The organism is Synergistes jonesii, assembly GCF_000712295.1.
In the GTDB taxonomy this organism is placed as follows: domain Bacteria; phylum Synergistota; class Synergistia; order Synergistales; family Synergistaceae; genus Synergistes; species Synergistes jonesii.
This window is the reverse complement of sequence record NZ_JMKI01000004.1, coordinates 73,452-88,076: the sequence shown is the minus strand read 5'-3', so window position 1 is coordinate 88,076 and position 14,625 is coordinate 73,452. Positions and strand designations below refer to the sequence as shown.

General features: G+C 58.5%; 18 protein-coding genes. 1 reads left to right on the top strand and 17 read right to left on the bottom strand.

What is annotated here, in order from left to right; genetic code table 11:
• Positions 1–721, top strand: a 721-nt coding sequence (locus EH55_RS01490) for an IS256 family transposase (RefSeq protein ID WP_037974285.1), incomplete at its 5' end; no start/stop codon positions are given.
• A gap of 188 nt (positions 722–909) precedes the next feature.
• Here the strand turns inward: EH55_RS01490 and EH55_RS01485 are convergent.
• The 17 genes from EH55_RS01485 to EH55_RS01410 all read right to left on the bottom strand — a co-directional run bounded on the left by EH55_RS01485 (position 910) and on the right by EH55_RS01410 (position 14,624).
• Positions 910–1,545 (bottom strand): DUF4125 family protein, encoded by a 636-nt coding sequence (locus tag EH55_RS01485; protein ID WP_037974263.1) that lies wholly within the window; start codon positions 1,543–1,545, stop codon positions 910–912.
• Positions 1,542–2,459, bottom strand: coding sequence for a DUF4037 domain-containing protein (locus EH55_RS01480; protein ID WP_037974261.1), 918 nt, complete (start codon positions 2,457–2,459; stop codon positions 1,542–1,544). The genes EH55_RS01485 and EH55_RS01480 overlap by 4 nt, the downstream gene beginning before the upstream one ends.
• A complete protein-coding gene (locus tag EH55_RS01475; RefSeq protein WP_037974260.1) occupies positions 2,443–3,306 on the bottom strand; it encodes a tetratricopeptide repeat protein in 864 nt (287 codons plus the stop codon). The genes EH55_RS01480 and EH55_RS01475 overlap by 17 nt, the downstream gene beginning before the upstream one ends.
• Positions 3,307–3,369: 63 nt before the next feature.
• Positions 3,370–4,401, bottom strand: a complete 1,032-nt coding sequence (locus EH55_RS01470) for a SurA N-terminal domain-containing protein (RefSeq protein ID WP_051682532.1) — start codon at positions 4,399–4,401, stop codon at positions 3,370–3,372.
• A 69-nt stretch (positions 4,402–4,470) separates the two neighbouring features.
• Entirely contained in the window at positions 4,471–5,394 is a 924-nt protein-coding gene (gene ribF / locus EH55_RS01465) for a riboflavin biosynthesis protein RibF (protein WP_051682531.1), read from the bottom strand.
• Positions 5,394–6,329 (bottom strand): tRNA pseudouridine(55) synthase TruB, encoded by a 936-nt coding sequence (truB, locus tag EH55_RS01460; protein WP_037974259.1) that lies wholly within the window; start codon positions 6,327–6,329, stop codon positions 5,394–5,396. Before truB ends, ribF begins: the two co-directional genes overlap by 1 nt.
• The gene (locus EH55_RS01455; RefSeq protein ID WP_037974258.1) at positions 6,298–7,302 is read right to left on the bottom strand and encodes a DHH family phosphoesterase; all 1,005 of its coding nucleotides are present in this window, start codon (positions 7,300–7,302) and stop codon (positions 6,298–6,300) included. Before EH55_RS01455 ends, truB begins: the two co-directional genes overlap by 32 nt.
• Positions 7,299–7,676 (bottom strand): 30S ribosome-binding factor RbfA, encoded by a 378-nt coding sequence (gene rbfA / locus EH55_RS01450; protein ID WP_037974257.1) that lies wholly within the window; start codon positions 7,674–7,676, stop codon positions 7,299–7,301. Before rbfA ends, EH55_RS01455 begins: the two co-directional genes overlap by 4 nt.
• A complete protein-coding gene (locus EH55_RS01445; protein ID WP_051682530.1) occupies positions 7,645–8,001 on the bottom strand; it encodes a DUF503 domain-containing protein in 357 nt (118 codons plus the stop codon). The genes rbfA and EH55_RS01445 overlap by 32 nt, the downstream gene beginning before the upstream one ends.
• A complete protein-coding gene (infB, locus tag EH55_RS01440; RefSeq protein ID WP_037974256.1) occupies positions 8,001–10,049 on the bottom strand; it encodes a translation initiation factor IF-2 in 2,049 nt (682 codons plus the stop codon). Before infB ends, EH55_RS01445 begins: the two co-directional genes overlap by 1 nt.
• Positions 10,042–10,395 (bottom strand): hypothetical protein, encoded by a 354-nt coding sequence (locus EH55_RS01435; RefSeq protein ID WP_037974255.1) that lies wholly within the window; start codon positions 10,393–10,395, stop codon positions 10,042–10,044. The genes infB and EH55_RS01435 overlap by 8 nt, the downstream gene beginning before the upstream one ends.
• The gene (gene rnpM, locus EH55_RS01430; protein ID WP_037974254.1) at positions 10,388–10,678 is read right to left on the bottom strand and encodes an RNase P modulator RnpM; all 291 of its coding nucleotides are present in this window, start codon (positions 10,676–10,678) and stop codon (positions 10,388–10,390) included. Before rnpM ends, EH55_RS01435 begins: the two co-directional genes overlap by 8 nt.
• A 5-nt stretch (positions 10,679–10,683) precedes the next feature.
• Entirely contained in the window at positions 10,684–11,856 is a 1,173-nt protein-coding gene (nusA, locus tag EH55_RS01425; protein ID WP_081839382.1) for a transcription termination factor NusA, read from the bottom strand.
• A 30-nt stretch (positions 11,857–11,886) separates the two neighbouring features.
• Positions 11,887–12,390: a ribosome maturation factor RimP gene (locus EH55_RS01420; protein ID WP_051682529.1), complete on the bottom strand. Its 504-nt coding sequence runs from the start codon at positions 12,388–12,390 to the stop codon at positions 11,887–11,889.
• Between the two features lie 230 nt (positions 12,391–12,620).
• Positions 12,621–13,424, bottom strand: coding sequence for a pseudouridine-5'-phosphate glycosidase (locus EH55_RS01415; RefSeq protein WP_037974252.1), 804 nt, complete (start codon positions 13,422–13,424; stop codon positions 12,621–12,623).
• Positions 13,411–13,605, bottom strand: coding sequence for a hypothetical protein (locus EH55_RS14355; RefSeq protein ID WP_141730582.1), 195 nt, complete (start codon positions 13,603–13,605; stop codon positions 13,411–13,413). The genes EH55_RS01415 and EH55_RS14355 overlap by 14 nt, the downstream gene beginning before the upstream one ends.
• Before the next feature lie 287 nt (positions 13,606–13,892).
• On the bottom strand, positions 13,893–14,624 hold the full coding sequence (locus tag EH55_RS01410; RefSeq protein WP_037974251.1) for an ABC transporter ATP-binding protein: 732 nt from the start codon (positions 14,622–14,624) through the stop codon (positions 13,893–13,895).
• Position 14,625: the final 1 nt, after the last annotated feature.

The following is a 14,625-nucleotide window of genomic DNA, read 5'->3' as shown; positions in this document are numbered from 1 at the left end:
TGAGAGCCGTGCATTTCATGTGAGGCAGGACGGCCGAACCGTCAAGAAAGCCGTTTATGTTGCTATTGGGACAAGACTGGACGGGCATCGTGAAGTCCTTGGCCTGTGGGTCGGCGGAAATGAGAGCGCCAAGTACTGGGTCGGTGTCCTTAACGAGATCCGTAATCGCGGCACCGAAGATATTTTCATTATCTCCGTCGACGGCCTGACAGGCTTTGCAGATGCGATAAGCGCCGTATATCCCAAGGCCGAAATCCAGCGCTGCATTGTCCATCAGATCCGTTACACGACAAAATTCGTCTCTTACAAGGACATTAAGGCTTTTATGAATGATTTGAAGGGTGTCTATCAGGCTCCTACACTGGAGCAGGCCGAGGAAGGGCTTGACAGACTTGAAGAGAAGTGGGGCTCGAAATACCCGTCTTCGGTAGCGAGCTGGCGGAACAACTGGCCTCAGTTATCCGCTTATTTCAAGTATCCCTATGAGCTGCGCCGGATGATCTATACGACAAACCAGATCGAGAACTACAACCGGCAGCTCAGGAAAGTGACAAAAACACGTACGATCTTCCCCTCAGACGACGCCCTTCTCAAGCTCCTTTATCTTGCGACGATGGACATCACTGAAAAGTGGACCGGCAGGGACAGGGACTGGAGTAAAATTCTGTCACAGCTGTGCATTTACTTTGAGGAACGCATAGAACCCGGAGATCTGGAATAGCCCTAAACGCCTATAAGAAAAGTCCGGGCTGCAGTCCATTGACAGCCCGGATAGCGTATGTCATTATGGTGATACTGAAGCAGTAACGGTAACCCTTTGATGTCTTACATCGATCCAGGGGCAAGGGGTTTACACAGAATAAGTTACACTACCGCCGGCTCAGCGCGGCTTGATTTTATCTTTATTTCCTACAAGCCGAGCGATGCGAGGTAGTCTTCGGCGTCCCTCAGGCTCTTGAAGCCTCTCCGTTTAAGGCTGCTCTCTATCACCTCTTCGGGATAACTCCTGCCCTTTTTCGCAAACTCTTCCAGATGACGCTCCATCAGTTCGAGCGTCCTCAGTGAATACGTCCACAGCTCGCCGAGCTGATATGTCTCCATCGACGTCGTGCCTTCTTCATCTTCGCCGGAGGCGCGCAGCGGGCGCGCCCTGCCGGCGACCCGCGGATATTTTTTCGCAAACGCGTCGTTCAGCAGCGCCAGCGCACCTATTATCCGCAGAGACGCGGCCCTCTTCGCGGCGCTCACGACGGGTAGCGCGCCCGCGAGCTTCGCGTTCCGTTCCGGCGCGGCGATGCACATCATGTAGCCGTATTTTTCCGTCAGAGGGTTCCGCCCCTCGGCAAGCGCGCGCATCAGGTCGTCCATGTAGCTTTCGAGCATCTCGTCGCTCCACGCCGCGTACTGGCTGCCCCGCATTATGCGGAAGGTCCGAAAATCGTCCTGACAGGCGGCGCGGCCGCCCTCGTTCGGCACCTTGTCGAAAAATTTCCATTCAAGCGCTATTATCTGCTTTATAAGCTCGTCTCTTTCATCTTCCGTCATCCTGCCGCCACCCCGAAGCTTTTAAGATATTCGCTCTCTATGCGCCGCATTATCTCCTCCGCGTGCGCTACGAGGAAGGAGTCGCCGGAATCGGAGAGTCCTTTGCGTTTCAATTCCGCGGCGGTGCACGCGCATATAGATTCTATTTTATCGCGCTCCCCGCCGCTTTCCGCGAAGAGGCTGCCGGTCATTTCAACGGCTTCGCGCAGCAGCGGGAGCCCGCGCGCGCTCCTGAAGAGCCATTTGTAGTAGGGCGCGTATCTTTCGTTTATCAGATGCGCCGCTTCGAGGGCCGCCTTCGCGAATTCTCCGAGTGAGAAGGCCGCAGCCGTCCTGTCGCCGCGCTTCGCGCACCTCGGATAGTTGTACTGCCCAGCCTGCGCCATCGCGAAGACGCGCGCGGATAGCTTTTTGAGCCTCACGTCGCGCGGGTAGCACGGCAGCAGCGCGGCGCGTATGCGCGAAAATTCTCCAAGCTCGTCGCGGAAGACTTCCCCTCCCGTCGCGGCCGCGAGGAAGTTCTGCGGTATGCGAAACCACGACGCTTCGTCCGGGGGGACGCCGCGGCAGCCGGTGAAGCGCCGGTAAAAGTCGCCGATCCTGAGGACGCCTACGCGCCCCGCGCCCTGCGGCTGCGTGTTTCGCGCGACGCCCATGAATTCTTTCGGCAGACGATCGTAGAGGGCGCCCAGCTCGGCGCCGTATTTTTCGAAGTCACAGTCGGTGAGCCAGAGGCAGAAGCCCGGGCCGAAGTCGTGGTCGCGCGATATCTCGTCGTCGAAGCCGAGGCACTCCGAGCCTTCTCCGGCGAGGCCGGCAGCGAAACGCCGCGCGACCCCTTTGAATTTTTCTTCGATGGCCGGCGCCGCGCATTCTTCGTAATATCTGCGGCAGAGCTCAAGCCCCCGCGTCATTTTCCCCCCGCTCCGGCACGCTTTCCGCAAGTGCGCGGCAGTCTGCCGCTTTCGCCGCGTCGCCCGCGGCTTCGAAGGCTTTGGCCGCGCTGCGCTGCGCGAGCGCGTAGTTCGCGTTGCGCCCGTAGCGCCTTTCGATGTCCGCCGCGAGCTTCTCAAAAGAGGCCGCCGCGGCCGCGCAGTTCCCACGCAGGAATTCGAGCTGCCCGCGGCAGGAGAGGGCGACGTTCGCGTGCGGGTCGTCCTGCGCGTCCTTGAAGTAGTTTTCAGCCCTTGCGAGCCTCCTCTCGGCTTCGGCAAGTTCTCTGCGCGCCATCGCGCAGTACGCCATGTTGGCGCTGCAGGTGGCGATCTCGCTTCCCGCGTCCTCTATGCCTTCAAGCAGCGCGAGCGACTCTTCGAAGTAGCGCTCGGCTTCGGCCGTTTCGCCGCGCTTCAGAAGGAGCTGCGCCTTGCTGTTGCAAAGAGCCGCGCGCTGGTAATCCGGAACGCCTTCCGCCTTTTTGAAGAGCTCTTCGACTTTTTCGTAGAGCTCCAAGGCTCCGTCCGTGTCGCCGAACGCGGTCTTCGCCGTGGCAAAGTTAAGCAGCGCTACGGCGTAATGTCGACTCTCGGCGAGGCGCTTCGCCCCGAGTATCGCAAGCGCCCTTTCGGCGGAAGCGTAGCTTTTCTCTTTATCGCCGCAGGCGCGCCAGTAGCCGGTGAGCTCGTTCCAGCACGACGCGGCCGCCAAGGGCGCTTCCTTTTCCGCCTCGCGCGCGCGGCTCTCAAGGTATATGCCAGCCTCTTTCACACCGCTCTCTTTCAACAATTTTTCGTACCGCTCGAATATCTCTTCAACGTTCATTTCAACCGCCGCCCTATAAACGAAAGGAGCCGTGAACGGCCCCTTTTTCGCAAAATGTTTTTGTCAATCGACTTTATCGGCCGAGGCCGCGGAGCCTTCCGCCCTATTCGACGGGAATATCGATTCGTCTAATATCTTCACGTCCGCCCGCTCCAGCAGATCGCCGAAGAGCTTCTGCTGGGCCTGCTGCATTTTCTGATTCTTGAGCGCGCTCGCGGCATCCGCGCTCGCCTCGTCGAAGGAGAGCACGCGCTCCGCTTCTTTGCTGCGCTTTATCGCTATATAGGAGCGGTTCGCTCCGGCGTCTTCGACAGGCGTGACCTTGTTCATCGGATAGTCCTTCAACACGGGCAGCTCCTTCTGCAGCATCTGCTCGGCCATCAGCATCGGCTTGTCGTAGGAAGTCGCCATTTCCAGCGCCGCTCGGTGCTTCGCGATGACGTCGTCCCATTTGCCGCCCGCCGCTATCTCCTTTCGGGCTTCCTCCGCCGCCGCCTTGTCGGTGAAAGCCGCTATGTTAACGTTAAAGCCGGCCGGACGCTTGAATAGGAAGGGCTTCGTCGCGTCGTAGAACGCGCGCGTCTCCTTGTCGTCGATCTTTATGTCATTTTCCAGAGACTCGAAAAGCTTGCGCATCTGTATGTGCTTTCTGATGTCCTCTTTGATCTGCCGCTCCGTGCGGCCGCTGCGCTTCAAGTATTCGGCGAACTCCTCGCGCGTAGGGTAGCTGTCCATCGCCCTTTTGTACTCGGCGTCTATTTCATCGTTAGCCGCCTCTATTTTTCTGTCGGATATTTCTTTTGCGAGTTCTCCCTCGATAGCTATGCCGTCGAGCGCGGCCTTTCTGATTCCCGGCGCGTCGGCCGAGGTCACATTGTTTCCGTACCGCTCTGAGATTTGCTGCGCGGCTTTTTCAAGTTCGGAGCGCATGACCGTCTTTCCCCCGACCTCCGCTACCGCGTAGTCGCGCATTCCTTCCTGCCTCCCGCGGTTCCCGCGCACGTAGAGCCCGTACCCCGCGAAACAGGAGGCTACGAAGAAGAGTATCACGATTATCATTATTATTTTGGTGTGGTTACGCATAAGTCTCAGCAAGGGAAATCTTCCTCCTCAAGAATGAAACGTGAAACAACTTGGTAATGATACGACAGCATTTTAATACTGTCAAAGAAGAGCGGCAAATTTACGCATCGCGGCTTCGTTGCGCGACAGGTAGCCGCGGCAGGCTATGGAACATTCGGCCGCGTCGTGCGATATCTGCTCCGCGAGTTCGTGGGCGGAGGCGAATTTTATTTCGCCGCGTATCTCGCTGACTATGAAAAGAGTCAGAGTCTTTCCGTAAAGGGCCCCGCCGTAATCCAGTATATGGGCCTCGCAGCGCGGCTCGGCGTCGCCTCCGAAGGTGGGGTTGTCGCCGACGTTGAGGGCCGCCGCCAGCCAGCCGCCGTCGATGGAAACAAGCGCCGCGTATACGCCGAAGGGAGGATATACTTTGTTTTTCCGCATCGCTATGTTCGCTGTGCGGAAGCCTATCTTTCTGCCCCTCTCGTCGCCGTGCGAGACCTCTCCGCTTATCATGAACGGGTAGCCGAGAAGCTCCGCCGCGCGGCGCATCTGCCCGCACGAAACTGCGATGCGCGTCTCGGTGCTGCTGACGACGCAGCCGCCGATCCTGTACGACGGCATCACGTCGAGCGACCAGCCGCGCTCGGCGGAAAGCTCCGCGAGCACGCGCGGATCGCCGGCGCGGTTTTTCGCGAATCTGAAATTCTCGCCTACGACGAGCCCGTCGATTCCGTAGCGCTCCGCTATGAAGCCGGCGAAGCCCTCCGGCGAAAGAGAGGCGAATTCGCGCGTGAAGGGTATCCTTTCCATGCGCGGGACACCGAGGCTGCGCGCTATGACGCCGCGCTCCTCCGGCGAAAAAAGCATTTTGAAATCGCCGCCGTTTAAGAGCATCCTCGGGTGCCCTTCGAAGGTCATCACGCCCCAGCCGGCTCCCCCTTCGGCGGCGCGCCGCGCCGCCCTTTCGAGAAGCCGCCTGTGTCCAAGATGGAAACCGTCAAAAGCGCCGAGAGCGTAGATCATTACTCCCCGTCTCCTTCGATCAATATATTCACTTCAGGAGCAAGCTCCCAGCTTCCCCCGCGCCGTGCTTCGGCGCAGACCGAAAAAATTTTCTCCGACGCGACTATGACCCTGCCGCGCAGCGGCTGCGCAAGATGCGGCAGCCTGCGCTTCAGCCCGAGCAGCGAAACTTTCTGCCCGTGCGAAAGCTTTTCGTACGCTCCGCGGTCGGCCTCGTAGCTCGGGAAGATACGGCGCAGGGCCGGCGTCGGAATCATTTCGGCGGCGAGCTCTTCGCGCGTCATCTCAAATAGCTCGGCGGCCGGCTTCGCCTTATCCGCGCTAAAGGGGCCGCTCGAAAGGCGAATCAGTCCGCTCAGATGCGCCGCCGTGCCCAAAAGCCCGCCCAAGTCCCTGGCGAAGCTGCGTACGTAGGTACCTCTGCGGCAGCTGACGCGGAAGCGCACACGCCCGTTTTCGTCCAGCGGCGTAAGGCGCGCTATGTCGAGAAAGCAGACGGGCTTCGCTTCCGGCAGCACGCTGCGCCCGCTGCGCGCGATCGCGTGCGCGCGCTCCCCTCCGACGTGCACCGCCGAGACGGCCGGCGGCCGCTGCATACGCCAGCCGAAAAAGGCGCAGAGCGCCGAGTCGAGCGCCGAATCCGTCACATGCCCCCACGGAGCGCGCTCCGTCGTTTCGCCGCTCGCGTCGTCCGTCGTCGTTCCGCGGCCGAGCGCGACCTCGGCCTCGTATACCTTCGGCAGCTCCATCACGAAGTTCGAGAGGCGCGTCGCCTGGCCGACGAGGATCACGAGGAGCCCGGAAGCCGTAGAATCGAGCGTTCCGCCGTGTCCGACCTTGAGGCTTCTTCCGAGGATGGAGCGAATCTTCTGGACGCAGTCGGTGCTTCTGAGCCCTTCCGGCTTATTTACCGGCAGGATTCCCGACACGGACATATTTTTCAGCCTCTTCCCTTACCCTCGCTATCGCGCCGTCAAAATCCCCGTCCACCTTGGCGCCTGCCGCGCCGACGTGACCGCCGCCGCCGAAGCGCGCAGTTATATCGCGCGCGCTGTAAGGCGCGCGGCTCCTGACGCTCAGCTTGTTGCGACCGCCTATTTCGGCGAGTAAGAGCGCGACCTTGACGCCCTTGATGCGCATCAGCATGTTTACGAGCCCGTCGAGAGAATTCGGCGTCGCGCGCGCCGCCGATATTTCGCTGCCGCGCAGCCAGAAGAAGGCGCAGCGACGCTCCGCGAAGAGCTCGGTGCGCGTCAGCGCCGCGCCCCAGAGGCGCAGCACATCCTCCGTCATGTTCTCGTGGATGCGATCGTCTATCTCGGAGGGAACGGCGCCGGCAGTGAGCAAAATTTCCGCGCAGCGGTGGCTTTCGACGGACGTCGAGTTGTAGCGGAAGCTGCCGTTGTCCGTCGTGAGCGCCGTATAAAGCGCGGCGGCCTCGCCGCGAGTGATGCCCGCGCCGTAAGCCTCCATCAGCCGTGTGACTATCTCGGCGGTCGCCGACGCTTTAGGCGCGACGAGGTTCGTCGCGGCGTAGAGCGCGTTGTCGCCGTGATGGTCTATGTTCACGCTGTCCGCGCAGGCAACGAGCAGCTCAGGCAGATTTGCGAGCGATCTTTCTTCCGTGCTCGTGTCGACTGCGACCAACAATGCGCCCTTTACTTCGTCGGGGGGCAGTTTTTCAGCCGAACGCAACTCGTCAAAATATTCGAAAAACGAAAAAACCTCCGGCCTATCGTCCTTCGAGTAGATGCTCACCTTTTTGCCCTCCCTGCGCCCGAGCGAGTAAAGCGCAAACGCGGAGCCGAGCGTGTCCCCGTCTGGATTTTCGTGGCAGAGGATGACCCATGAGGCGTGTTTTTTCAGCTTTTCAAGAGCCTCGACAAAGCTATCGCCGTATGACGTCACTGCTGCGTCTTCCTTTCGGCCGCCTGCCGCATGTCGAGCGCCGCCACCCTATCGAGAAGCTCGTCCATCGCGCGCGCCCTGCTTTCGGAATCGTCATAGATAAAATGCAGCTCCGGTATCGTGCGCAGCTTGAGCTCCTTGCCGAGCATCGCGCGCAGAGGCGCCGCGGCCGCGTCGAGCGCATTCTGCACGGGCTCGCGCTCCTCTTCCTTTATAACGGTATAGTAGACCTTTGAATGGCTGAGATCGCGCGAGACCGTTACCTTGGTCAGCACGGCCTTCGCCGCGTCGTCGTTCTTTATGCGCGTCCTCAGCATTTCGGAGATCAGGCGCAGGAATTCCTTATTTATCCTGTCGATCCGATATGTCGCCATGGCTGAACACCTCCGGGGAAAATCTCATTATTTCAAATTCTCCCTCTTCTTCCCTCTGGCAGAGGAACTTTTTAAGATTTGCCATTCTTTCGCGCAGTTCGGCGGACGAAGAACCGCAGAAAGCGAAGCCGAGCTCCGCCGTCTTATGCGTCCCATCGGGGCCTAAGTCCGACGCCGAGGCCGCGAATCTGCAGCGCGCGCCGTCCGTGAGAGAGCGCACGACACGCCTCCTGTCCTTGAGGCTCGCCGCGTATGGGATCTCTATCAGCAGACGCGCAGCCGCGATCCAGAATGGATTGTCAAGTCCTCCGCCTTCGAATTTCACTATTCCAGCGCTTTCTTTTCTTTCAATATCTCGTAGGCTTCGATCACGTCGCCGACTTTGAAGTCCTGGAACTTTTCAAAGCTCAGCCCGCATTCGTTGCCCGCCTTTATCTCGCGCACGTCGTCCTTGAAGTGCTTGAGGCTCGAAAGGTCTCCGCTCCAGAAGACTACGCCGTCGCGTATCAGGCGCACCTTCGCGCTCCTGCGCACAAGCCCCTCCGTAACGCGGCAGCCTGCGATGTTGCCGACCTTCGGCACACGGAATATCTCGCGTATCTCGGCCTGTCCGAGCGTGTGTTCGCGCAGCTCGGGGGCGAGCATGCCCTCCATGGCGGCTTTGACGTCGTCGAGCATGTCGTAGATGACTTGGTAGAGCCTTATCTGCACGCCCTCGTTCTCGGCAACCCTTTTCGCGTTGCCGTCCGGGCGGACGTTGAAGCCGATTATTATCGCGTTGGAGGCCGACGCGAGCATGACGTCGGATTCGGATATCCTGCCGACGCCTTCGTGGACGACGTTTATCGAAACGGAATCGGTGCTCATCTTCATAAGCGACGAATGCAACGCTTCGAGGGAGCCCTGGACGTCGGTCTTGAGGACTATGCGCAGCTGCGGGATCTCTTCCGTCTGCATCTTTTCGTACAGTTCTTCGAGCGTCAGCCGCTTCGCCTTGCCAAAATCCGTTTCGCGGCGTTCGAATTCGCTCTGCGATATAAGATCGCGCGCCTCGCGCTCTGTCGAGAGCGTGGTGAATTTTTCTCCGGGCTGCGGCACGCTTTCGAGGCCGAGAATCTCGACCGGCATCGACGGGCCGGCTTCGCTGACCGTATTGCCCTTGTCGTCTATCATCGCACGTATCTTGCCCCACGCCGAGCCCGTGTGGATTATGTCGCCGCGGCGCAGAGTGCCCTCCTGCACTATCACGGTGGCAACCGGCCCCTTGCCTTTGTCGAGGTTCGCCTCGATGACGGTTCCGGAGGGCGCCGCGTTCGGGTCGGCCTTGAGCTCCTGCATCTCGGCGACGAGCAGCAGCATTTCGAGCAGCTCGTCGACGTTCGTACCCTTTTTCGCCGCAACGTCGACCATAATAGTGTCGCCGCCCCACTCCTCGGGAACGAGGCCGTAATCGGAGAGCTGCTGGCGCACGCGCTCCGGCTTCGCTTCGGGCTTGTCTATCTTGTTCACCGCCACCACTATCGGCACGCCGGCCGCCTTCGCGTGATTCATCGCTTCGATCGTCTGCGGCTTGATCCCGTCGTCGGCCGCGACTACGAGTATCGCGATGTCCGTGACCTGGGCCCCGCGCGCGCGCATCGCCGTGAAAGCCTCGTGTCCCGGAGTGTCGAGGAATACGATAGTGTTTCCGTTGTAGTCGACGCGCGACGCCCCTATATGCTGCGTTATGCCGCCGGCCTCTCTCTCCGTGACGTGGGTCTTTCTGATGTTGTCGAGCAGAGTCGTCTTTCCGTGGTCGACGTGCCCCATCACCGTGACGATGGGTGGACGCGGCGCTTCACCCTCACTCAGCCGCTTTTTCTTCTTGCCTTTCTCTTTCGCCTTTTTGCCGCCCTGCGGACGCGCCTTCAGCTGCTCCTTAACGACGGCTTCGGCCTCGACTCCCGCGGCCGCCGCGGGCTCTTCCGCTTCCTTCTCCTCCGCTTCGCCGAACACGAAGTTTTTCTTGAAGGTCCTGCCGAGAATTCTCAGCGCCCTTTCATCCACAGCTGTGGAGGCCGGCATCATCAGCCCTCCCATCATCAGCACCTTTACGGCGCTTCCCGGCCTTTCGCCGGCGAGCGCCGCCACGTCGGCGACGGAAGCGCCTTCATGCACATAGACGATAGGATAAGCCGGTGCTTCCTCCACAGCGGGCTTAGCTGCGGCCTCTTTTTCCTCTTTCAGGAAACTCTCCACCATTGGAACAAGCTCCTCTTCTATAGAACTCATATGAGATTTTATTTCCACATTTAAATTTTTAAGTATCTCCACCATTTCGCCGCTGCTCTTCTCAAGCATCTTGGCGAGGTCGTATACTCTGATTTTACTCATCGGCATCACTCCTCCTGTCCTCATTCAATACAGCTATTATCTTTTCCGCAAAACCGCTTCCGGCCGGGAGCGCCGCGGCCTGGGCCGCGCCCACCCCGAGACTCTTCCCCAGAAGCGCCCTTCCGGTATTTTTTAACTTATATATTTTCAGCCTTCCCCTCTCCTCGGCGGCAAGAAATTTGCGCATCGCGCCGCCTCCGGCGTCCTCCGTCACGAATACCGCCAGTTCTCCGCCACCTCTCAGAGCCTCCGCGATCTTATCCTGCCCGATGAAGAGCGCGCCCGCCCCACGCGCGAGTCCAAGCAGGCTGAGAGCTTTTTTCGCCGCGGCCGACGGCTCAGCCATCTTCGCAGCACCTCTCAAGCAGCGCGTCGAAAAGGTCGTCGGGGACTTCCGCCTTCAGCGCGCGCGAAAAAGACTTTTTCTTTTTCGCGGCTTCGACGCATTGGCGCCGCGCGCAGACGTACGCGCCGCGGCCGTTCGCCTTGCCCGTCGAATCGTAGCGGACCGCGCCGTCCGTACCCCTTACGACGCGCAGAAGCTCGCGCTTCGGCGACTCCTCGCCGCAGCCTACACAGGTGCGCGGGCGCCGTTTTTTTGCAGTTTGTGCATGGTCGAGCTTAGCCATGCCGGCTATTTTTTCCTGCCTTTCTTTTTCTTAGGTCCTTCCTTGGGCAGATCTTCAAAAAGGTCGACGGCCGTCGGCTTATCAGCCTCTATATCTGATATGTCCATGAAGAGGTCCTTCATCGTCGGCAGCTTCTCTTCTTCCTTGACCTTGATGTCGATCTTCCAGCCGGTGAGGCGCGCCGCGAGGCGAACGTTCTGGCCGGTCTTGCCTATCGCGAGCGAGAGCTGATCCGGGCGCACGTAGACGGTCACCGAGCGGTCTTGGTCGAGCAGCGGTTCGATGCGGACGATCTTCGCAGGCGATAGCGCGTTAGTGATATATTTCAGAGGGTCGCTGTTGTAGACGATGATGTCGATCCTTTCGCCTACAAGTTCGTCGCTTATCGCACGGATGCGCTGCCCCTGCTTACCGACGCACGCGCCGAGCGGCTCGACGTTGACGTCGAGGGAGGAGACCGCGATCTTCGCGCGCGTTCCGGCCTCGCGGACAATGTTGCGTATCTCCACGATGCCGTCCTTTATCTCCGGCACCTGCACCTCGAGCAGCCTGCGCAGCAGTCCGGGATGCGTGCGCGACACTATGATTCGCGGGCCGCGCGTAGTCTGACGGACATCGAGCAGATAGAATTTTTTCAGGCTACCTGTGATGTACTTTTCTCCGAGAATCTTTTCTTCCTTCGGCATGATAGCTTCCGTCTTGTCGTTCAGGCGAATGAGTATCTGATCGCCCTCGGCCTTGAATATCGTGCCGGCTATAACGTTGCCGATCTTGTCGGCGAATTGCTCGTAGACGACCTGGCGCTCCGCGTCCTTCAGCTTCTGGATGATGACCTGGCGCGCCGTCTGCGCCGCGATGCGTCCAAAATCTTCCGGGAAAACCTCGACGTGGATGAAATCGCCGACCTCGACGTCGCTGTAGCCGCGCCGTTTCGCCTCTTCGAGCGTCAGCTCGGCATCCGGGTTGCTCACCTCTTCGACTACCTCGTAGACCTCGTAAAGTGTGAACTCTCCATTTTCGATATCGATATAGACCTCGGTCTGATGGTTGCCGCCCTTGAATTTCTTATATGCCGATACCATCGCCATTTCAAGGCTCGAAACTATTATCTCCTCCGATAGCCCTTTCTCCTCCTCGATCTGCCGGAGGACTCTTTTAAAATCGTTTCCAAGTTTCATTTTTCCGTTTTTCCCCTTTCAAACTGCCGTTTATTTTTTCTTTTTGGGAATTTTTCTGAAGGATTTTTTCTGCCCCTTCTGCGGGGCGCAGATAAGATGAGCGCGCTTTATCTCTCCGATCGGAATTTTCCGCTGGCCGTCGGATGTCTCTATCATTATTTCGTCTTCTGGAGTTATGCCCCCGAGAATCCCCTCGGCGCTCTCTCCACGCTTCCTGAGGTAAATTTTCGCGGCTTTACCGGCGAAGCGCACGTAATCCGCGGCATTGAAGAGAGAGCGCTCGATTCCCGGAGAGCTTATTTCAAGCAGGTAATGCTCCGGCAATTTATCCTCTATCGTGTCAAGATAGGCGCTCAGCTCGCGCGAGACGGTCTCACAGTCCCCGGTATCGACGCCCCCGGGCATTTCAAGGTAGACCCGCAGGATGTCCGCACCGGCCTCGGAAACGAGCTCGACGCCGGCGCACTCGTACCCAAGCGCCTCAACGCGGGCCCGCAGCTCCTCCTTCACACCGTCATATAGTCCTTTCTCCAAAAAACCGCCCCCAGTAACAAAAGAAGAGTGGGCAAACCCACTCTTCCAGATGTTCCCTCTGAAATTAGCATTTAAATTGTAACACAAATCAAAAAAAATGCAAATACCGTGCGCAAATGTAGTTGCCGATCGTGCGTTACACAAAATCTCTTAATTTCAGACAGATTTCTGTAAATCAAGCGTGAAAAGTAAGGGAGTTTCTCGACTTTTTCCGTCTCTACCTTACTTATTCATAAGTTGAGCTCAAGCTTTGCTGCAAATCTGATGTTATCCAACAAGGAAGCGAGCTGCAACCGCGACGAATAGCCTCCGGAGAGCCTGTCGAGCGCTGCGTTGGCGGCCGGGTGGAAGTAACCGCCCCGCCGTTCGGCCTCTTTTGCTTCGCAGACCGCACGCTTTAATATCTCTTCGTCCTGCATACGCTTATCGGCCGCGATGCCGCGCAGAAGCAACAGAGGCGGACGAAGGTCTCCGCCGCGCCAGCTGCCGCTCAAACGTACGGGCCGTCCGTTAAAGACATAACCGGTGCAGACATCGCCGCCGTCTCCAAGAACACGGACGCCTTCCCGCAGCAACCATCCGACGGTCGCTTCTATGTCCAGCATATCTTTAGGCGACGTGCAGATCAGGACGACGCCGGAATCTCTTATCATAGACAGGTCTGAGCAGACTTCTTCGCCTTTTACATCGCCTATGCCGCCTATACCGCAGGATACGGCGCACGAAACAGAGAAGCGGCGACATGCCTCCATAGTCGCTGATGCCGTCAGCGCGCCTGACAGCCTGTCTTTCAGCGCCCGTTCCAGTGAGTCGGAAGAAAATTTGTACCTTGGGGCGCCTGAGCGGAAGGAAAGGAATCTCTCTATAGTACCGACGACGATCTCACCGTCTTCCAACCAGCATATGAGAGCATCCCCTGAGCCTGCCGCCTCCCATTCACGGGCAAGCTCCACTTCGCCTACAGAAGGCAGTCCGAAGGCAAGCAGGCAGCTTTCGACCAGAAAGCTGGGGCGCCCCTCTTTATTTATAGCCATCGAACTGTCCTACATTGCCGCCGTCGCCTATGACGTCAACAATTTTGCCGGCGTTTACGGCAATTTCAGCGCCGCGCAAAGCGCGAATGCCGCCAAAATTTTTCACAACGCCCCTTGCGGCCAGCACCTGAGCGCTGTCTGCTTTCATTTCCGCCAACTGCATCCGCTCCTCATTCAGCAAAACCGCGCACTCCAATCAACGATTATTACAGGCGCAGAATCAAAATCCACAACTACCGCTCCTTTCGCGCATACCAAAAGAGAACGTTTTATCTGCCCCACGTGCGAAAGCACCTGCATTCCTGCCGCTTTCCGCCGGTCGATAAAGTATACCACGCATTCACTATCAGGTAATCATTCACAGCGATATAAAAATTTTAGCTCTATTAAACAAGAAAAAGAGCGCTTTGAACCATTTCGGCGCTCTTTTTCTTGTTAAAAGACGACATAGGTATGAGCTACGCGCGCTTATTTCTTTTTCCCTCCGAGGTAGGCTGCTTCTATCTCCGGGTCGTGCAGCAGCTCCTCGGATCTTCCTTCCATCACGATTCTGCCGGTCTGTATGACGTAGGCGCGCTGCGAAAGCTGCAACGCTTTTTTCGCGTTCTGCTCGACTATCAGTATCGTCATGCCGAGCTGCCTGTTGACCTGTGTCAGCTCTTTGAAGATTTCGTTGATGATGATAGGCGCAAGCCCGAGCGACGGCTCGTCTAAAAGAAGGACGCGAGGCTTCGCCATCAGCGCGCGGCCGATCGCGAGCATCTGCTGCTCTCCTCCCGACAGCGTCCCGGCGTACTGATCCTTACGCTCGAGCAGACGCGGGAAGAGATCGAAGACCTCTTCCTTCTGCTTTTCTATACCCGCCCTATCGGAGAGCGGAAAGGCGCCCATATCAAGGTTCTCGAGCACAGTAAGGGGGGCGAAGACCTTGCGTCCCTCCGGCGAGAGGCTCACGCCATCCTTGACGACGAGGTAGCTCTTCGAAGGCAGCGGCCTGCCGTCCAGCAAGATCTCCCCCGACGCGCGGGGCACGGCTCCCATTATCGCGTTCATCATCGTCGACTTTCCGGCGCCGTTCGCGCCTATGACCGCGACGATCTCTCCGCGGTAAACGTCGAGCGACGCACCCTTCAGCGCTTGAATCGCACCGTAATTGACGACGAGGTCTTTAACGGAAAGGATCGGCGTTTTTTCTTCCATC